Consider the following 17,005-nt stretch of genomic DNA (forward strand, 5'->3'; position numbering starts at 1 on the left):
CCCGAACAGGCTGCGGCGGCAGAATCGATCCGCCGCCGCAGGGAGCGTCAATCGCAGGCGGCGGTGACGATGATCTCGACCTTGAGGTCGGGCCGCGCGAGCTTGGCCTCGCCGCAGGCGCGGGCGGGCGCGCAGCCGGCCGGCACCCAGGCATCCCAGACCGAGTTCATCTCGGCGAAGTCGTTCATGTCCGCCAGCCAGACGATGGCCTGCAGCATCTTCTCGCGCGAGGAGCCGGCACGGTCCAGCAGCGCCTCGACCCGGGCAAGGCACTCGCGGGTCTGGTCCGCGACGGTTTCGCCCTCGCCGACCTGGCCGCACAGATAGGCAACGCCGTTGTGCTTGACGATCTTGCTCATGCGCGTCGCCACATCGATGCGTTCGATCATTCCACAGTCTCCTTGCTTTGCGAGGCGGCCAGTGCCGCCAGTTCGCCCAATGTCACCGGCTTCAACGGCGGCCGGATGCGGTAATAGCCGGTCTCGTCCTGGCTGCGCCCGTTGGCGGTGGCCAGCAGCTCCGTCACGGTCAACCCGCAATAGCGCCCCTGGCACGGCCCCATGCCGACCCGGCCGAAGGCCTTGGTCTGGTTGGGACCAAGGCAGCCGATGGAGGCATAGCGCCGGATGTCGCCCGCCGTCACCTCCTCGCAGCGACAGACCAGCGTGTCATCCCCCGGAAGCAGCGCGCCGGCAAAAGGCGGATAGGCCAGATCCCGCTCGCCGAACGCGAGATGATCACCCCTGCGGATCTCGATGGCCGGTCGCTCTCCATGCTGGTGCAGGAGTTTGCCGCAGAACTGGCCGATCAGCTGGCCGAGCTTGCCGCAAGGCGCGACTGGTAGGCCGGAGGTTTCCAGGTCTACTGGCGCCGGCAAGGTCACTGGGCGCTGGACCGATCGATCACCGCGGAGCGACGCAGCAGCTGCTTCATCCTCTTGCGCTCGTGCCAGGACCGCAACTGTCGCGCCTCCAGCGAGGTGGACCTGAGGCAGCCATCGGTCAGCAGAAACTCCCGCTCCGCCGCCACCAGACGGTCGCCCCCGGAATAGATCCCGATCGCCGTCAGCGTGAAGCGAACATTGCCGGTCTGCTCGCAATCGGCGCGCAGCAGAAGGTCCCGGAACGAGCCCAGCATGATCATCTCGCCGCTTCCCAGCGGCCCCTGCATGGCGCCGCTGCGCACATCGGTACGCCTTGCATCCATCTGCAGGTCGCTCAGCGAGCGCACGTTCGCCCCGCCTTCTCCCTGGATCGAGATTGCCACGGCCTCCACATAGATCGGCTCGCGGCTGAGATTGGCGAGAATGCACTCCGCCGCCAGTTGAGGGCCGCCGGCGATCGAGATGAGGATGCTGGCGCGCTGGGTGTTGCGGAATCCGAGATAGAGAAGCTGAAAATAGAGCAGCCAGACCACCAGCGTCAGACAGCTGGCGACAGCGCTGACGGCGCCATGGTTTTCGCTGATCCAGGACCACATCGGTTCCGCCTTCCGCCCGCTTTGAGTGTGTCCTCTAACGCCCTCCCATCGGCTTTGATCCTTCGGCGGCGCGGCATCGCAAGCAGGCGGATCAAAATCGGGTGGCCGGGAGTTGGGGAAGGCCCCCGGCAATGCGGGGGTAAGCGTCGGGCGCTTCGCCCGCGCCGAGTGACCTGAGGAGAGACGAATGGCCTATCTGAGAACGGCGCTTTTTTCCGGGACGGGAGCGGCGCTCGCCGCGGTCACCGCCATCACCCTGCTGTCGCGCATCGAGGGAAAGGGCGCGGCCCGGCCTCTCAACGCGACGAGCCATGTCCTTTGGGGGCCGAAGGATGCAGCGCGCGATGAGATCGATCTTGCACATACCGGTTCAGGCCTCGGCATAAACGTCGGCTCTGCATTCTTCTGGGGTGCAATCTTCGCGCTGGCTGCCCCGCGCCCGGCCAATACACCGCCGCGCAGCCTTGTCGCCCGCGCTTTCGGAACCACATTGCTGGCGGCGCTGGTCGATTATGCCGTGGTCCCCAAACGCCTGCGGCCGGGCTGGGAACTCGTGCTGCAGGCGAGGTCGGTGGCGGCGGCGATGGTCGCGATGGGGACGGGCCTTGCCGCTGGCGCGCTGATCGCGCGCGAAATGGACGGGCCGCAGAAACTCGTCTCGACGCTTGCCACCGGTCCCGGCGCCCCGCCGGACTGAGAGCGGCCAAGGCCTGCGCGCCCGCCGGTCACCAGATGACGGCGGCAACGATCAGGAGCGCGACCACCGCGGCCGCGATCATCGCGACGGTAACCATCCGTGTGGGAGACCTCTGCGGTTGCCTGTCGAAGGGGCGCATGGCGGAGGCACGGGACGAGGCGTAGGCATACGGCGGCGTCGTGTCCTCGCTTGCAGCTTCTGCCGTCCGGCGGGCCTCGCCGGTCGGCGGGGGCGGCTGCGTGCCGGCGGCTTCGGCGTCGGTCTCCATGGGCGCCGCCGCCGGATCGAAGCCCGGCACCTTGTCGCCGGTCCGCCCCTTCTGGATGTCCCCGCGCACATTGGCGGCCGTCTGGTGATCGTCGAGTTCCCGGCCCATGGCTGTCTGCTCCTGTTCGCGGGGCGCACCTCGCGCCGCCCATCCAACGATCAAACCCGAGGCACGGGCGATTGTTCCTCTCGCCTCAGCCGCCAAGCCTTGGAACAATGCAGCGTCCGGTCGATTGGACGGTCCTCGAAAAGGAGATCGACATGACCGACATGAACGAAACGCTGAACCAGTGGCTGCGCGACGCCCATGCGATGGAAGAACAGGCCGAGCAGATGCTCAAGACCCAGGCCTCGCGCATCGAAAGCTATCCGGAACTCGCCTCCCGCATCCGGCAACACTTGGAGGAAACCCGCTCCCAGCGCGAGCGGTTGGAGAGCTGCATCGAGCGGCGCGGCGCATCCAGTTCCTCGATGAAGGACATGGCCGCGAGGATGTCTGCGATGATGCAGGGTATGGGAGCGATGATGTCGGGCGACGAGGTTATGAAGGGCCTGCTGACCAGCTATGCCTTCGAGCACTTCGAGGTCGCCTCTTACCGCATTCTCATCTCCGCGGCCGAGGCGGTCGGCGACGCGGAGACGGCGCGCGTCTGCGAGGCGATCTGCCGCGAGGAGGAAGCCATGGCATCCTGGCTTGCCGATCACATTCCCGGCGTGACCCAGACATATCTGTCGCGAGAAAGCGCCGACCTGGACGAGGCGAAGCGCTGATCGGCCGCTTGCGGGCACCGAGGCCGCCGGACCTTACGAATAATCTCCCCCGGCACGTGGGGCCATCACGGCCGGGGGAAGCCATGGCCAGGGGGAGCCACGGCCGGGAAAGCGGGCTGTCAGGCCCCCTCCCCCTTTTGGGCAGCGGCGGCAAGACGTGCCGGACGGATCCGCAGGAACCACACGAACGCCGCCGTCATCAAAAGCAGGATCACGCTCGCCGGACTGCGCAGGAAGATCGTCGGATCGCCTTCCGAGACGATCAGCGACCGGCGCAGGAACTCCTCGAAATACGGCCCGAGGATCACGCCCATCAGCGCCGGCACGACCGGATAGCCGAAGCGGCGCAGGAAATAGGCGAGCACGCCGATGGCCAACGCCATCCACATCTGGAAGATCGAGAAGGACGAAGCGTAGACCCCGACCAGCGAGATCAGGCCGATGAAGGCATAGAGGAAGCCGCGATTGATCTGCGACAGGCGCAGATAGACCGGACCGAACGCCAGCACCGACAGGAACACGAAGATCGAGGCGACGAAGAGCGCAGCGAACATCGGCGCGATCAGCGGGAAGTTCGCTCCCAGCAGGGCCGGCCCCGGCACAAGGCCGTGGATCAGCAGCACGCCGAAGATGATCGCGGTGACCGCATCGCCCGGAATGCCCATGGTCAGCAGCGGAATGACCGCGCCGCCGCACATGGCATTGTTGGCGCTTTCGGAGGCCGCCAGCCCCTCGTAGGAGCCCTTGCCGTATTGCTCGGGATGCTTCGATCCGCGCTTGGCGTCCGCATAGGCGATGAACGAGGCCATCGACGCACCGCCCCCCGGCAGCATGCCGATCACCACGCCGATGACCGAACTCTTCACCGAGTTCAAGACGCCGATCTGGCGCAGGTGCTCGCGGCGGGGAATAAAATCGCGGCGGCGCGGCCGCGCAGCTTGTGCTGCAGACACGCCCTGCACCAGCTTCGCCGGAATGCCGGACTGGGCAATCATCTCGCAGATGGCGAAGAGGCCGATCACAGCAGGCAGCAATCCGACACCCTCGATCAGGTGGTAACTGCCGAAATCGAAGCGGCCGACCGGCGCCATCGGGTCCATGCCGACGGTCGAGATCATCAGGCCGATGGCCATGGCCACCGCCGATTTCAGCAGCGACCCTTGCGAGACGATGGCCACCGTGACGACGGCCAGCAGCACCAGCGAAAACTTGTCCGGCGTACGGAACAACAGCGCAAGGCTGCTGACCGGCTGCGCCAGCGAGATCAGCACCACGGTGCCGATCAGACCGCCGATGGCGGAGGACAGCGCGCTGACGCCCAGCGCCTGAACGCCCTCGCCGCGCCTCATCAGCGCATTGCCCTCGATCGTGGTGATCGCGCCCGACGGGGCGCCGGGAATGTTCAGCGTGATGCCGGTGATCGAGCCGGCATAGATGCCGGCCATGTAGATGCCCGCCACCATGACCAGCGCGTCGGCCACCTTCATCCCGAAGGTGAAGGGCAGCAAGAGGGCGATGGCCAGCGTCGCGGTGAGGCCGGGAATGGCACCGAAGACGATGCCGAGGAGAAAACCGCCGATGAGATAGAGAAAGGTTACGGGGTCGGTGAGCGCCAGGAACCCGTCGGCAAGCTGTCCAAACATCTCACAACTCCCACATCGGCAGGTAGAGGCCGAACAGCTTCACGAAGAACAGCCAGCCGAACGCCGTGATTGCGGCGGAGGTCACCACGGCGAACAGGACCGAACGGCCCCAGCTGCCGCTTTGTTCGTAGTTGAAGAACAGGGCGATCGCGAAGGTGTAGAGCGCGGCGGCGACGATGTAGCCGGCATAGAAGAAGACGATCACGAACAGGCTGATGAGGGCGATGGCCGCCAGCGGGCCGACGATGCCGAGCCGCGGGATCGCGCTGAGGGCGCGCTCCGTATCGGGCACCGGTTCGGGGCTGCGGAATTCGTCGACCAGGATCTTCAGGACGCCCAGATAGACGAAGCCGCACAGCAGCACCGGCATGAAGGCCGGGCCCGGTTCGCCCGTCGCAAAGGGAAGCGGCATGGCCAGTAGCTGGCTGGCATAGACCGTGTTCATTCCGAGCAGGACAAATGCAAACAGCACCTGCCCCGTGATACGTCGCGTCATTGGCATACCCTCCTGCGCCGGCACGGCGCAGTCCCCAAGGCCGATCAGGAACGCAAATCGGGCGGGGCGGCTCGGCCCCGCCCGTACGGGCCTTACTTCTGCAGCAGGCCGTCGGCGATCAGCTGGTCGATCAGCGCGAACGCCTTCTTCTGCGACTGCTCGACATAGGCAGCGGTCTCTTCCGCGTTCATCCACACGGCGCCCATGCCGGTCTCCTTGGCGGTTGCCTGGAACTCCGGCATCTCGAAGACGGCGGCAAAGCCTTCCTCGAGGGTCTTGCGCATCGCCGGGTCCACCTCGGCCTGGGTGCCGACCAGGCGGAAGCCGCCCCAGACGACGTCGTAGCCGGCTTCCTTGAAGGTCGGAACGTCGGGGAAGTTCGGGTCGCGCTTGTCGGCCATCACGCCGAGCACGCGGGCCTGGCCGCTGTCGATGGCCGCATAGGCGGCGGAGATGCTGATGGACGCAGCCTCGGTCTCGCCGGAGAGCAACGCCTCGCGCTGCGCGGCCGAGCCGCCCGGATACGGGATGTGCTGCACCTCGATGCCGGCCTGGCTGGCGAAGTCGAGCGCCGGCAGGTGCCAGACGCCGCCGGTGCCGACGTTCGAGATCTTCAGCGTGCCCGGCGCGGCCTTGGCGGCCTCGACGAATTCCTCAAGCGTCTGCCAGGGCGAATCCGCCCGCACCACAATAGCCGTCGGGTGCACGGTGACCGAGCCGAGATAGGCGAGCTGAGCCGTGTCGAAGCCCGGCACCAAGTCGTAATACGGCACGGTGATCACGCTGTCCCAAGTCAGCGAGCCGATGGTGTAGCCGTCCGGGCGCGACTTCATCAGGCGCAGCGTGCCGACGCCGCTCTGCGCACCGGTGATGTTCTGCGTGTTGATGCCGACGCCGAGCGACTTCTCGGCAAAGCTCATGAAGGTCCGCATGACGGTGTCGGTGCCACCGCCGGCGCTCCACGGCATGATGTGAATGATGTCCTTGCTGGGATAGTCCTGGGCGCTTGCCGCCGGCACGAACGGCAGAGACAGCGCCGCGGCCACGATCAGGGCCTTGGACAGGTTCGCGAATTTCATGAGCTCATTCCCTCTGGTTTGCTGATGTTGATTGAAAGCCCGGTGAAAAGGTGGATGACAGGCCCTGCCCGCCTGCGGATCAGGCGAAATACGGCAGCTTCCGCTCCTTGGCCGTGCGGACCCAGGCCGGCACGAAGGGGACGATCTTGTCCTGCGAGGGCACCATCATCTCGATGAAGTTGGCGCCCGGATTGGCGATCGCCTCGCTGAGCACCGCCTCGATCTGGTCTTCGCTGGTGATGCGCGCCGTCTTGAAGCCGAAGCCTTCCGCCACCTTGATGTAGTCGACGGCACCGAAGTCGGTGGTCCAGGGCGCGTCGACATTGTCGAGCAGGATCGCCTCGCCGCGGATCCAGCCGTAGGTGTCGTTGCGGGTCAGGATGACGGTGATGTTCTTGCCGCTGCGGCGGATGGTCTCGAAGTCGCCGAGCACGAAGGCCAGCGATCCGTCGCCGGTGAAGGAGATCACCGGCCCGTCGGAGGCGAAGGCCGCGCCGATGCCGGCGGGCACGGAATAGCCGAGCGAGCCCATCGAGTAGTTGGTGATGTAGCGGCGCCCCGCCTCGCGCACCGACATCAGCGCCGACGGATAGATGGCGCTCACCCCCGGTTCGGCGGTGACGATGGCATCGGCCGGCAGGATGCGGTCCAGCACCTGTGTCAGTTTGACCGGGGAGACGGTGCCTTCCGGCATCGGCATGTTGGAGTTGAACACCGCGTCGAGCGCCGTGCGCTTCATCTCCGTGAGATCGATTGTCTCGCGCTTGATGCCCGGATGCTCGGCGCGGATCAACTCGACCATGTAGTCGAGCGTGGCGCGCGCATCGCCCACCATGCCGACCTTGAGCGGGAAGTTGTTGCCCACATGCGCCTCGGCAATGTCGAGATGCAGGAAGGTCTTGGTCTTCGGATCGCCGTAGAGCTTCCAGTGGTCGGTGCTGCTGGAATCGGTGTTCGAGCCGATGAAGAAAACCGTGTCGGCCTCGCGGACATAGGAGTTGGAATACTCCATGCCGCCGCGCGCACCGATCACCCGCAGCGACAGCGGATGGGTCTCCGGAATCACGCCCTTGGCGGGCGTGGTGGTTCCGACGGGGATCTGCAGCAACTCGGCCAGGTCGAGCACGGCCTGCGTCGCCCTGGAGATGAGAGCGCCCTGTCCGCAGACGATGACCGGCTTCTTTGCGGCCAGCAGCACATCGATTGCGGCACGGATCCGGCTGTGATCGGCGACCGGACGGTGGGCGGGGAAGAACTGGTATTCCGGCTCGGCATAAAGGTCGACGATCTCCGCCTCCTCGTGGAAGACGTTGATCGGCACGCGGATATGCACCGGCGCCGGGCGGCCCGAAGTGGCGACGCGGAAAGCGCGGCGCAGCAGGAAGGGGATCTCCGCCACTTTGGTGAGGACGAAGGATTCCTTGCAGATGCTGGCATAGAGCGCCGTCTGGTCGACGCCGGTCAGGCCGTGCTTCTTGTCCTGGTTGATGGGGATGTCCGAACTGAAATAGATCACCGGCACCGAGCTGAGATAGGCTTCGGTGATGCCCGGCGTGCAATGCGTCACGCCCGGGCTCGGCGCCTCGAGCACGCAAGGCCGGCCGGTGATCTTGGCATAGGCCTCGGCGGCGAAGGAGGCGGTCCGCTCGTCGCGAGTGAGCACATATTCGATGTTCGAGTGCTCCTGCCATTCCTTGTACCAGCCGATGGTCGTTTCCCCCGGCAGGCCGAACACATGCCGGACGCCATGCAGCTCCAGCATCTTCAGGATGACCTGAGCGCCATTCATCGTCTGTGTCACGAAAGCCTCTCTCGTCGCCGCGCGCAATCTTGCATTCCATTCTGTATACAGGACGATACACAGAACAAAACACAATTCAATTGTTTTTTCAGGACCGATGGCTAGAGTGCTTCGCAGGGACGGCGCGGGAAATGGAACCCATTGAAAAAATGACAAGAACCGAAGGCAGCGTGGAGCGGACCTACCGCGAGCTCAAGGAAATGGCGGCGAATTACCGGTTCAAGCCGGATTCCCGCCTGAACGAGAGCGAGTTGGCCAAGAAGCTCGACACCAGCCGCACGCCCCTGCGCGAGGCGCTCAACCGCCTGGTCGCGGAAGGCTTCCTGACGTTCCGCAGCGGCCAGGGTTTCTTCTGCCGTTCGCTCACCCCTGCCGAGATCATGGACCTTTACGAGGCCCGCGCCGCCATCGAGTGCGAAGCGGCCAAGCTCGCGGCCCTGCGCGCCAAGCCCGAGGACGTGGCCGCGCTCGAGACGTTCCTCAACGAGTCGCGCGTCGACTACCAGCCGGGCACCTCGCCCGTCGACCTCGTGCGGCTGGACGAGGAGTTCCACACGCGGCTGACCGCGCTCTCCGGCAATGCCGAGATGGTGCGGATGCTGGAGAACATGAACGGCCGCATCCACTACGTTCGCCTGATCGACCTCAAGACCCTGTGCGAGCGCGACGGGCCGGACAGCGTGACCACGGATCCGCACCAGCGGATCCTGGAGGCCGTGAAGCGCGGCGATGCGGACGCCGCACGGGCCGAAATGGCCGCCCATATCGAGCGGCGCCTGGAATCGATCACCGAGAACGTGCGCAACGCCTTCGCACAGCTCTACGCGCCCTGAGAGGCTGCCCCGAGACTGCCTGAGAGGCTACGCCAGAATGGTCAGGGCTCGGTGAACCCGTCGATGCTCAATTGCAGGTCCGCCCGGGAAACGCCCGCATCGTCGAACAGGAAGGCCCCACGGCGGGTCGCATGGCCGGGCACATAGTCGAACCGGATCGTCTTGCGGATGCGCTGCCCCGCCGCGCCCATGGTTACGACCTGGGCGACGACCCCCGCCGCCGTCCGGTCGCCGTCGTTCCGCACGATCACCTCGACAACCGTGCTGCCGTTGTTCATCCGTTCGAACCGGTCGATCGACACCCCGAGAACAGGCGGCGCTGCACCGCCAAACAGCGCCTCATAGGCCAGGAAAGCGATGATGCAGGCAACCAGCGCGAGAGAAACGGAGCCCACGACCCATTCGACCGCCGGTCTGCCCCCTGCCTCGCTGCGATTGCCCTCAGCCATTGCCGACCCTCCTCACAACACCAGCCGCGCCGCGGCCGCCCCCAGGGCCGAGGGAAACGCCAGCACCACCGCCGTCATCACGATGCTGCCCGCTTCCTGTCCGTCGAAACGGGCGAACACCCACAGCAGAAACAGGCTCATGGCCAGCGCGATGACGTAGCCGGGCAGGGTCAGGCGCAGGAACGGGCTCCACCACGGCTCCTCCGGCGAGGTCGGCGACCCGCCGGCAAAGCCGACCGCAAAGACGAAGGCGTGCATCAGGCCGATCGACAGGGCGAGCAGGCCGAGCCCATGCCATGCACTCATCTGGTAGGAGATCAGCATCATTTCCTCGGTCGGCGCGACGTTGAGGCCGAGGAACAGGGCACCGATCCCCATCAGGAAAAGTTCGCCGCCATAGGACTCGCGAGCCTCCCTGGGGGACTCGCCCTCCTCGCCGGTGCTGCCAGCAAACTGGCTGCGTGCCAGAAGCGCCCCGATCGAGGCCGGAACCATCTGGATGGCGATCTTGCCGGCAAGCGCGTCGGCAGGCTCGCCCGACCGGACCACCCCGAACAGGGCCAGGACCACCAGACAGACCACCACCGATATGCCGAGCGCGAGAGCGGCGTCGAGACAATCGTCGCGCCAGTTGCGCGTGCTCTCGATGCCGATCCAGCGCGACAGCAGCACCAGCATCGGCAAGGTCACCAGCACCAGCACGAGCAGCCGCACCGGGTCGAGATAGAGACCGAGATCCCACATCTCCATCGTCATCAGCATCGGCAGCGAAAAGATCAGCGCACCGCCGCCCGCCCGTCCGACATCCCGGGCGAGTTGGGCGATCCCGTAGTCATCCCTGCGACGAACCTGCACCGGCGCTCCGCTTCTGCCACCCGAACCGGCGCAAGCGCCGCCATCACGGAACTCTAACCCGCAGGGATGCTTCCGGTTCCCGCACGGCTGCAGAGTCGCGCGACGCTGTCCCTGACGGCACTGCTCGTAGCACGAGGGAACCGGCGTCAGCAGCGCCGGCGGTTCAGTTCATCGCCGCCTGCGATGCGCAACGCAGGCAAGGCCGCCGGCGGCTTTGCCAATATCCCGGCCAAGGCCAACCGCAAGCGCAGCTTTCCCTTCAGCGCCTTCCTTTACCGCTATCGCAATCTGGTCGAACTGAACCGCCCCGGATTTGTCGGAGACTCCAACTCCTGAGAAGGTGGGGCCGTGCTCGACGGCCTGTTCAAAAACCAATGTTTGGGGTTGGTCTTCCTCAGTGCCACATTACTTTCTGATTGGAGCCGCACGGCCATACCGTGCGGCTCCAATCATGCGTGGGCGACCGGCCGCATCATGCCGGCATGCGGAAATTTTCCGTGGCGGTAGGCGTCGTAGTAGCCAGCCAATTCCTCACGCGAGCCGGCGATAAACGGCCCCTGTGCGACCACCGAAATGTTCTGCGGTTGCCCCGCGTACATCAATAGACGAGCGCCGCGGTCGCCCGCCCGCAATGAGAGTGAACTGGCGCCATCGCCCAAGGGTCCTGTCCAGCCTATCGCGCCCTTGGTTAGAACCTCGGCGGTGACGCCGCCCTCCACCTCGCCGTCGATCCCCACGACAAATCCGTTGTAGGAGGCCGGCAGTTGGGGCGCGAAAGCGGCGCCGGGCTCCAACCGGATGTCGATGAGCGTGACCGGGACGGCGTTCATCGTCGGTGCCACCGCTTCCCCTAACTGGCCGCTATAGACCTTCGCCATGACGCCGGGCTCGGCATGAACCGGCATCGCAGAGCCGCGCAGGATCTGCACCCGAGGGGGCATATTGCGCTGCGCCTCCGGCAGGATCAGCCAAAGCTGGAGCAGGCGCATTCCGGTGGAGACCATCGCGTTTTCGGAATGGACGATGCCGCTGCCGGCGGTCATCCACTCGACATCGCCTTCCTCCAGCCGCCCGCCGGTATCCTCCATCGTACCGTTGAGCATGAACGTGACGGTTTCCAGGCCAGCATGAGGGTGTGCCTCTCCAAATCTTCCCTCCAGCGTAATGTTGTCGTCGGCCATCAGGAAGAACGGATCGGTCGCGGCCAGTTCGCCCGGCGCAATTACCAAAGCGGCCTTGTGCCTCTCGCCGTCGAAGCCCGGCCCCAGCGCCGGTATTTTGGTGATGCGATCCAACGATCTTTCAAACATTGCCCAAGTCCTTCTCATGGCGCGGCGCCGTCTTCCTCATGGAATGAAATCGCGCCAGCAGGGTTACATTTCATCTCGGAAACGTCCGGTCTGGATCAAGATGCGCGGTCAAGAACCCAGCGTTGCCCATCAAGGAACCCAAAGGTTCGTGCCGGTTTCGGGCCGACCGTCTACATTTGCTCCATGCCAGATTCATTCGATAGCCGGCATGAGCGCCGCCCCATGAACCCGATGCGCGGCGTCCTAGACGAAGAAATCCATGAGTTTCCCGAGCACGAGCGCGCGCCCGTCGCCGGTTCGCCCGCAACGCCGAATCATGGCCCGGCGATTCGACTTGCCTATGCGCTTGTCGCACTGCTGGTCGGGACGACCGCGGGCATGGGCAGCGCCCTGGTGAACGTCAACACGCCGCAGCTGCAGCAGCTCTTCGGTCTGAGCGCCAATCAGGTGGCATGGCTGTCGACCAGCTATGTGATGACTGCTGTCTCGGCCAACCTGCTGCTGATCAAGGTTCGGCAGCAATACGGCCTGCGCCGCTTCACGCTGATCTTCCTGGGCCTCTATGCCGCGCTGGCGCTGGTGCACCTTCTCGTCTTGGACCTTGGGACGACATTGCTGCTGCGCGCGATCAGCGGGTTCGTTGCGGTGGCGCTGATACCGCTTTGCCTCTTCCACATGATGCAGGCTTTTCCAGCGGAATGGCGTCTGCGAGGGCTGGTACTCGGCATCGGGGTGACGCAATGCGCGACGCCGCTGGCACGTGTCCTGTCGCCCTCCTTGCTTGCCAGCGAGGGATGGCGTTCGCTGTTCATGCTTGAGGCGGGACTCGCCCTGCTGTCGATGGCGGCGGTCGGCTTGCTCCGCCTGCCGCCAGCAGTGCGAGTGAGCGTCTTCAAGCCGCTGGACTTGCTGATCTTCGTTCTAATGGGCGGTGGGCTGGCGCTGATCGCTGCTGTGCTGGGGCTCGGCCGATGGGAGGGATGGTTTCAGGCGCCGTGGATCCTCGTGTCGCTTTTTGTCGCCATACCCGCGCTGGTGGCGGCAGCTACCATCGAGACATACCGTAAAACGCCGCTGCTGAACCTGCGTTGGCTCGGGCGTGGCGATGTTCCGCGTTTTGCCGCGGCCATCTTCATGGTGCGCATCGTCTTGGCCGAACAAGACCTTGCGATCGCAACCGTGAAGTCGCTCGGAGCCACGAACCATCAACTGTGGACGCTGTCTCTGGCCATGTTCAGCGGGGCCGTCGCCGGCGTCCTGGCGAGCGCAGTCTCGGTGAATGCAGAGAAGCTGGCCCGGCCGATGATGCTGGCCATCGGGATCGTCGCTATCGCGGCCCTGATCGACAGCGCTGCGACAGGTCCGCATCATCTGCAGCGCTTCTACCTGTCGCAGGCGGCAATCGCGTTCGCCGGAACGTTCTTCCTAGGGCCGGCGCTGCTGCTCGGCATCGCCAGCGCACTTCAGCATGGCAACCGAGAGCTTATCAGCTTCATCGTCCTGTTTGGTGTCGTCAACGCACTTGGCGCGCTGGCCGGCCCAGCGCTGCTGGGGAGTCATGCCGACTGGACCGTGGCGACGACGGGAGAGACGCAGGGAGCACAAATGGGCACGTTGCGTCTGGCGGCAGGTATCGCCGCATTCACAACGATCTACCTCGCGCTCCTCCTCGCGATCCGGATACGACGGCGGCTAAAGGAATTGCGGGCTCTGGACTTAGCGGGGCCGGCTCTTCAGCGGGGGGAAACTTACGCGTCCGCAACGCAATCGATCGATAGTGGCTGGCGCCCGCCTCGTCCCGGAAATGCTCCCGCTGCGGTGTTTGTGACTATTGCGATCGTCGGCGTTGCACTGCTGGTCGCAGCCTGGGGATTGCCCGTGTTGTGAGTCGACGAGCTACTCAAACTTCCCGGTCGATCCTCTCGTAGAGGAAGTTCACCAGCGCGCGTACTCTTGCAATATCAGATCGTGCGGGCGGCATGAATATCTGCAGATCGGCCCCCTCGTGCGGGAAGACAGGCAGGATGGCTTCCAGTTCACCACGCAGCAGCGCTCCTTCGACCATAAACCTGGGAACAAGGGTCACGCCCAGCCCCGCACGCGCAGCGGCCAGGAGCATATGTCCGTTGTCAGCGCAGAACTCCGAGTCCATGCGCACGTGCTCCCAGCCATCCGTACCTTGGAAACGCCAGTTTCCGGCGTCCTGGACGTGGAGCAAGGCTTTGTGAGCGTTCATATCGGAGGGTCTGGTGGGGCGACCTCGCGCATCTAGATAAGCCGGGCTGGCGACGACAACCCAGCGAACTTTGGCAAGTTTGCGGGTGATGAGCGTCAGGTCCGAGTCGGTTCCCGGCTTGATCGCGAGATCATAAGCCTCGACGTTCATGTCCACCCGACGGTCCTCGAAGTATATGTCTAGCTGAACGCGCGGATGAAGCAGTGCGAACTCAGCAAGCAGGGACGCGAGTACATGCTCGCCAAAGGCGGTCTGAACCTGGATGCGGAGCAGCCCGGAAATCTCGCTCGTCAGTTTGTTGACGACTTCCCGCGCTGATTCCAGTTCCGCCAAGCCACGTCCAGCGCGCGCATGATACTCACGGCCAACATCGGTCAACGACGTGCCCCTCGGTGTGCGGATCAGCAATTGCGTGCCGAGCACTCTCTCCAGGCGGCTGATACGACGGCTTACCATGGACTTGGCGATGCCAAGACGCGCGGCCGCATTCGCAATGCTGCCGGTTTCGACCACGCGAACGAACGAGACCACATCTAAAAGATCAACGGGGTCGGGTTCCGGCATCAGCAACTCCTGGTTCCTGTCACGATGGCTACTGCAACACTATCGAACCGCTACTCTCAGCAAAAGGGTTGCGGACCCAAGGCTGCGCGCCCGGATATCATCTGACGGAGGCTGCCAATGACGAGCTCACACACCGCTGATGATCCTCATATCGGGCAGGAGCACGCATGACCCAGCAAGCACGCGCAGCGGTGATCGAACGAAAGGACGGGCCGTTCATCATACAAGACGTCACGCTTGAAGCGCCCCGCCCGGACGAGGTGCTCGTGCGAATGGTTGCGACGGGGATCTGTGCCACCGACGCCCACGTTCGCCGGCAGCTAATGCCGGCGCCGCTCCCGGCGATCCTCGGCCACGAGGGGACGGGCATCGTGGAACGGGTTGGATCGACAGTCACCCACGTCAAGCCCGGAGACCACGTCGTGCTGTCCTACCACTCCTGCGGAGAGTGCAAGCCCTGCCTATCCTCCCACGCCGCATATTGCGACAGGGTCTGGGAGGCCAACTTCGCGGGCGCGAGGCTGGACGGCTCCAGAGGCGTCAGGTGGCAAGGCGCTGACGATCTGCATGGCCACTTCTTTGGCCAGTCCTCGTTCGCCACCTATGCGCTTGCTCATCAGCGCAACACCGTCAAGGTGCCGAGCGACGTTCCCCTGGAAATACTCGGGCCGCTCGGCTGCGGCATGCAGACCGGCGCAGGCGCGATCCTGAAGGCGATGAAGGTTCCGGTCGGTGCCACCGTTGCCGTTTTCGGCGTCGGCGCGGTCGGCCTTGCCGCGATCATGGCCGCCAGGGTCGCGGATGCTGCGACCGTCATCGCCATCGACGTGAACGTCGAGCGGCTGGAACTCGCGAAAGAGCTGGGTGCAACGCATGTCATAAACGCCGCAGGCGGAACGGACGTCTGCACCGAGATACGACAAATCGAACAGCGGGGCGTTGAGTTCATCCTCGACACCAGCGGTCGCGCGGAGAACCTCGACGCCGGGATCGGTGCGCTGGCCCCGCTCGGGAACTTCGGGTTTGTCGCGTTCAATGATCACTCGGGCGCGATCGTGGATGCGGCGCGTCTAACGGTCGGGCAGACGCTCCAGGGCATCATCCAGGGCGACGCGGTGTCGGCGCTGATGATTCCAGAGCTGATCGGTCTCTATCGCAGCGGCCGCTTCCCGTTTGACCGGCTCATCACCTTCTACAACTTCGCGGACATCAACCAGGCTTTCGACGACGTCGCCGCAGGTCGAGTCATCAAAGCAGTCCTCCGCTTCGAGCCTTCGGCTGTCTGAACGGCCGAACTTCACGATCAGCACAAGGAAGGAAGCAAACCATGTGCAACAACCACCAGAAGCCCATCACGGCGTCCGACACGCCGGCCTTTTTCGGCATCGACCGATACGGCTTTCCAGAGGCAGGCGAGCATCCGCTCGATCCCCCCGAATATTACCCGCCCTACTTCTGGAGCGAACGCTTCCAAAAGCTCGGTTACCATGTCGAGGAGCTCCGCGACGGCTTCTACTGGGTAACCAGCGGCGGCTATGATGCGGCCTTCGTCGTAACGGACGAAGGCGTGATCGCGATCGATGCACCGCCCACGCTGGGTGAGAACATGCTGGCAGCAATCGAGGATGTCACGGACAAGCCGGTGACCCACGTAATCTACAGCCACTGGCACACCGACCATATAGGTGCCGCCTCGGTCTACGGGCCGAATGTGGAGATCGTCGCGCACGAGATCACCAAGGAACTGCTGGAGCGCTTCCCGGATCCAGGCCGACCGCTGCCCACGATCACCTTTGCCAAAGAGTATGCGCTGACGGTCGGCGGCGTGACCCTGAAGCTCTCCTATAAGGGCGAGAATCACTGCCCCGGCAACATCTTCATCTACTCCCCGGCGCAGAAGGTGCTGACCTGCATCGACATCATCAGCCCTGGCAGCGCCACCTTCATGCACTGCGACGCCTCCCAGAACATCACTGCCTGGTACGAGGCTCAGCACCAGATCATGGAGTACGACTTCGACTTCCTCGTCGCCGGTCATCACATGAAGTACGGTACGCCAGAGCTGGTCAAAGAGGCGATTGAGTATTTCGCTGACATTCTCGAAGGTGCACAGGCGGCCATCGATATCTACTCGCGATCCGACAGGCTGGTCGACATCCTGCTGAAACCGGGTCTCGACCGCTTCTGGGTCGGGTCGGAGAACTGGATCAACTCAATGGTCAATTACACGACCAAGCACGTGCTCGAGAAGAAGACCAGCAATGGCAAGCTCTGGTCCGAGCGTCTGGCCGGCGTGACCAGCATGACCAAATATCACGCCTATACCGTCATGGAGTCGATCCGACTGGAGAGGCCGCGCCCCAATTACCGGCTGCGCGGCGAGAACCCGCCGCCGTTCCTCGCCTAGCCCCAAGCCCGCTCCTCCGGCCACGATGCGGCGGGAGGAACAACGAGCCGTGGCTCCGTAGCAGCGCCGCTTAAATTTGGGGCGATGCCGGAACCCGTCATGCCATGCAGGTTCCGGA

General features: G+C 64.6%; 19 protein-coding genes. 7 read left to right on the forward strand and 12 right to left on the reverse strand.

Going from position 1 to position 17,005, the window contains the following annotated elements; translation table 11 throughout:
• Positions 1 to 47: 47 nt before the first annotated feature.
• The 3 genes from MNI96_RS16655 to MNI96_RS16665 are packed head-to-tail and all read right to left on the reverse strand — an operon-like array spanning position 48 to position 1,479.
• Positions 48 to 389, reverse strand: coding sequence for a RidA family protein (locus tag MNI96_RS16655; RefSeq protein WP_249694988.1), 342 nt, complete (start codon positions 387 to 389; stop codon positions 48 to 50).
• Entirely contained in the window at positions 386 to 883 is a 498-nt protein-coding gene (locus tag MNI96_RS22110; RefSeq protein WP_502960352.1) for a (2Fe-2S)-binding protein, read from the reverse strand. Before MNI96_RS22110 ends, MNI96_RS16655 begins: the two co-directional genes overlap by 4 nt.
• Positions 880 to 1,479 carry a hypothetical protein gene (locus tag MNI96_RS16665; protein WP_249694990.1) on the reverse strand — a complete coding sequence of 200 codons (600 nt, stop codon included), beginning with the start codon at positions 1,477 to 1,479 and terminating at the stop codon, positions 880 to 882. The genes MNI96_RS22110 and MNI96_RS16665 overlap by 4 nt, the downstream gene beginning before the upstream one ends.
• Before the next feature lie 187 nt (positions 1,480 to 1,666).
• Between MNI96_RS16665 and MNI96_RS16670 the strand changes: the two genes are divergently transcribed.
• On the forward strand, positions 1,667 to 2,176 hold the full coding sequence (locus MNI96_RS16670) for a hypothetical protein (protein ID WP_249694992.1): 510 nt from the start codon (positions 1,667 to 1,669) through the stop codon (positions 2,174 to 2,176).
• 28 nt (positions 2,177 to 2,204) lie between these two features.
• On the opposite strand, the gene MNI96_RS16675 is transcribed toward MNI96_RS16670, so the two are convergent.
• Positions 2,205 to 2,552: a hypothetical protein gene (locus MNI96_RS16675; RefSeq protein ID WP_249694994.1), complete on the reverse strand. Its 348-nt coding sequence runs from the start codon at positions 2,550 to 2,552 to the stop codon at positions 2,205 to 2,207.
• Between the two features lie 152 nt (positions 2,553 to 2,704).
• Here MNI96_RS16675 and MNI96_RS16680 point away from each other — a divergent pair, with 152 nt between their 5' ends.
• The gene (locus MNI96_RS16680) at positions 2,705 to 3,214 is read left to right on the forward strand and encodes a ferritin-like domain-containing protein (protein ID WP_249694996.1); all 510 of its coding nucleotides are present in this window, start codon (positions 2,705 to 2,707) and stop codon (positions 3,212 to 3,214) included.
• 119 nt (positions 3,215 to 3,333) lie between these two features.
• On the opposite strand, the gene MNI96_RS16685 is transcribed toward MNI96_RS16680, so the two are convergent.
• From MNI96_RS16685 to MNI96_RS16700, 4 genes are all read right to left on the reverse strand, one after another.
• A complete protein-coding gene (locus MNI96_RS16685; protein WP_249694998.1) occupies positions 3,334 to 4,857 on the reverse strand; it encodes a tripartite tricarboxylate transporter permease in 1,524 nt (507 codons plus the stop codon).
• Position 4,858: 1 nt separating this feature from the next.
• On the reverse strand, positions 4,859 to 5,353 hold the full coding sequence (locus tag MNI96_RS16690) for a tripartite tricarboxylate transporter TctB family protein (protein ID WP_249695000.1): 495 nt from the start codon (positions 5,351 to 5,353) through the stop codon (positions 4,859 to 4,861).
• A 92-nt stretch (positions 5,354 to 5,445) separates the two neighbouring features.
• Positions 5,446 to 6,432 (reverse strand): Bug family tripartite tricarboxylate transporter substrate binding protein, encoded by a 987-nt coding sequence (locus MNI96_RS16695; RefSeq protein WP_249695002.1) that lies wholly within the window; start codon positions 6,430 to 6,432, stop codon positions 5,446 to 5,448.
• 79 nt (positions 6,433 to 6,511) lie between these two features.
• Positions 6,512 to 8,233 carry a thiamine pyrophosphate-binding protein gene (locus tag MNI96_RS16700; RefSeq protein ID WP_249695004.1) on the reverse strand — a complete coding sequence of 574 codons (1,722 nt, stop codon included), beginning with the start codon at positions 8,231 to 8,233 and terminating at the stop codon, positions 6,512 to 6,514.
• 149 nt (positions 8,234 to 8,382) lie between these two features.
• On the opposite strand from MNI96_RS16700, the gene MNI96_RS16705 reads away from it, so the two are divergent.
• Positions 8,383 to 9,066 carry a GntR family transcriptional regulator gene (locus tag MNI96_RS16705; protein ID WP_120267525.1) on the forward strand — a complete coding sequence of 228 codons (684 nt, stop codon included), beginning with the start codon at positions 8,383 to 8,385 and terminating at the stop codon, positions 9,064 to 9,066.
• Positions 9,067 to 9,107: 41 nt separating this feature from the next.
• Here MNI96_RS16705 and MNI96_RS16710 read toward each other — a convergent pair whose 3' ends face one another.
• The gene (locus tag MNI96_RS16710) at positions 9,108 to 9,515 is read right to left on the reverse strand and encodes a hypothetical protein (RefSeq protein ID WP_249695006.1); all 408 of its coding nucleotides are present in this window, start codon (positions 9,513 to 9,515) and stop codon (positions 9,108 to 9,110) included.
• A 12-nt stretch (positions 9,516 to 9,527) separates the two neighbouring features.
• On the reverse strand, positions 9,528 to 10,370 hold the full coding sequence (locus MNI96_RS16715) for a TIGR02587 family membrane protein (RefSeq protein ID WP_249695008.1): 843 nt from the start codon (positions 10,368 to 10,370) through the stop codon (positions 9,528 to 9,530).
• Between the two features lie 66 nt (positions 10,371 to 10,436).
• Between MNI96_RS16715 and MNI96_RS22115 the strand changes: the two genes are divergently transcribed.
• A complete protein-coding gene (locus MNI96_RS22115) occupies positions 10,437 to 10,706 on the forward strand; it encodes a hypothetical protein (RefSeq protein ID WP_502960353.1) in 270 nt (89 codons plus the stop codon).
• 113 nt (positions 10,707 to 10,819) lie between these two features.
• Here the strand turns inward: MNI96_RS22115 and MNI96_RS16725 are convergent, their stop codons facing one another.
• Positions 10,820 to 11,680, reverse strand: coding sequence for a pirin family protein (locus tag MNI96_RS16725; protein ID WP_249695011.1), 861 nt, complete (start codon positions 11,678 to 11,680; stop codon positions 10,820 to 10,822).
• A 222-nt stretch (positions 11,681 to 11,902) separates the two neighbouring features.
• Here MNI96_RS16725 and MNI96_RS16730 point away from each other — a divergent pair, with 222 nt between their 5' ends.
• Positions 11,903 to 13,567, forward strand: a complete 1,665-nt coding sequence (locus MNI96_RS16730) for an MFS transporter (RefSeq protein WP_249695013.1) — start codon at positions 11,903 to 11,905, stop codon at positions 13,565 to 13,567.
• Between the two features lie 13 nt (positions 13,568 to 13,580).
• Here MNI96_RS16730 and MNI96_RS16735 read toward each other — a convergent pair whose 3' ends face one another.
• Positions 13,581 to 14,480: a LysR family transcriptional regulator gene (locus MNI96_RS16735; protein WP_249695014.1), complete on the reverse strand. Its 900-nt coding sequence runs from the start codon at positions 14,478 to 14,480 to the stop codon at positions 13,581 to 13,583.
• 167 nt (positions 14,481 to 14,647) lie between these two features.
• Between MNI96_RS16735 and MNI96_RS16740 the strand changes: the two genes are divergently transcribed.
• Together MNI96_RS16740 and MNI96_RS16745 are read left to right on the forward strand one after the other, a co-directional pair.
• Entirely contained in the window at positions 14,648 to 15,766 is a 1,119-nt protein-coding gene (locus MNI96_RS16740) for an NAD(P)-dependent alcohol dehydrogenase (RefSeq protein ID WP_249695015.1), read from the forward strand.
• Positions 15,767 to 15,807: 41 nt separating this feature from the next.
• Positions 15,808 to 16,887: an MBL fold metallo-hydrolase gene (locus tag MNI96_RS16745; RefSeq protein WP_249695018.1), complete on the forward strand. Its 1,080-nt coding sequence runs from the start codon at positions 15,808 to 15,810 to the stop codon at positions 16,885 to 16,887.
• Positions 16,888 to 17,005 lie beyond the last annotated feature (118 nt).

Origin of the sequence: Stappia sp. WLB 29 (genome assembly GCF_023507705.1) — a bacterium.
In the GTDB taxonomy this organism is placed as follows: domain Bacteria; phylum Pseudomonadota; class Alphaproteobacteria; order Rhizobiales; family Stappiaceae; genus Stappia.

What these genes read in the sequence shown, in the direction of transcription:
- MNI96_RS16655 (WP_249694988.1), bottom strand. Translation starts at nt 389, where the DNA reads ATGATCGAACGCATCGATGTGGCGACGCGCATGAGCAAGATCGTCAAG.
- MNI96_RS16665 (WP_249694990.1), bottom strand. Translation starts at nt 1,479, where the DNA reads ATGTGGTCCTGGATCAGCGAAAACCATGGCGCCGTCAGCGCTGTCGCC.
- MNI96_RS16670 (WP_249694992.1), top strand. Translation starts at nt 1,667, where the DNA reads ATGGCCTATCTGAGAACGGCGCTTTTTTCCGGGACGGGAGCGGCGCTC.
- MNI96_RS16675 (WP_249694994.1), bottom strand. Translation starts at nt 2,552, where the DNA reads ATGGGCCGGGAACTCGACGATCACCAGACGGCCGCCAATGTGCGCGGG.
- MNI96_RS16680 (WP_249694996.1), top strand. Translation starts at nt 2,705, where the DNA reads ATGACCGACATGAACGAAACGCTGAACCAGTGGCTGCGCGACGCCCAT.
- MNI96_RS16685 (WP_249694998.1), bottom strand. Translation starts at nt 4,857, where the DNA reads ATGTTTGGACAGCTTGCCGACGGGTTCCTGGCGCTCACCGACCCCGTA.
- MNI96_RS16690 (WP_249695000.1), bottom strand. Translation starts at nt 5,353, where the DNA reads ATGACGCGACGTATCACGGGGCAGGTGCTGTTTGCATTTGTCCTGCTC.
- MNI96_RS16695 (WP_249695002.1), bottom strand. Translation starts at nt 6,432, where the DNA reads ATGAAATTCGCGAACCTGTCCAAGGCCCTGATCGTGGCCGCGGCGCTG.
- MNI96_RS16705 (WP_120267525.1), top strand. Translation starts at nt 8,383, where the DNA reads ATGACAAGAACCGAAGGCAGCGTGGAGCGGACCTACCGCGAGCTCAAG.
- MNI96_RS16710 (WP_249695006.1), bottom strand. Translation starts at nt 9,515, where the DNA reads ATGGCTGAGGGCAATCGCAGCGAGGCAGGGGGCAGACCGGCGGTCGAA.
- MNI96_RS22115 (WP_502960353.1), top strand. Translation starts at nt 10,437, where the DNA reads ATGCTTCCGGTTCCCGCACGGCTGCAGAGTCGCGCGACGCTGTCCCTG.
- MNI96_RS16725 (WP_249695011.1), bottom strand. Translation starts at nt 11,680, where the DNA reads ATGTTTGAAAGATCGTTGGATCGCATCACCAAAATACCGGCGCTGGGG.
- MNI96_RS16730 (WP_249695013.1), top strand. Translation starts at nt 11,903, where the DNA reads ATGAACCCGATGCGCGGCGTCCTAGACGAAGAAATCCATGAGTTTCCC.
- MNI96_RS16735 (WP_249695014.1), bottom strand. Translation starts at nt 14,480, where the DNA reads ATGCCGGAACCCGACCCCGTTGATCTTTTAGATGTGGTCTCGTTCGTT.
- MNI96_RS16740 (WP_249695015.1), top strand. Translation starts at nt 14,648, where the DNA reads ATGACCCAGCAAGCACGCGCAGCGGTGATCGAACGAAAGGACGGGCCG.
- MNI96_RS16745 (WP_249695018.1), top strand. Translation starts at nt 15,808, where the DNA reads ATGTGCAACAACCACCAGAAGCCCATCACGGCGTCCGACACGCCGGCC.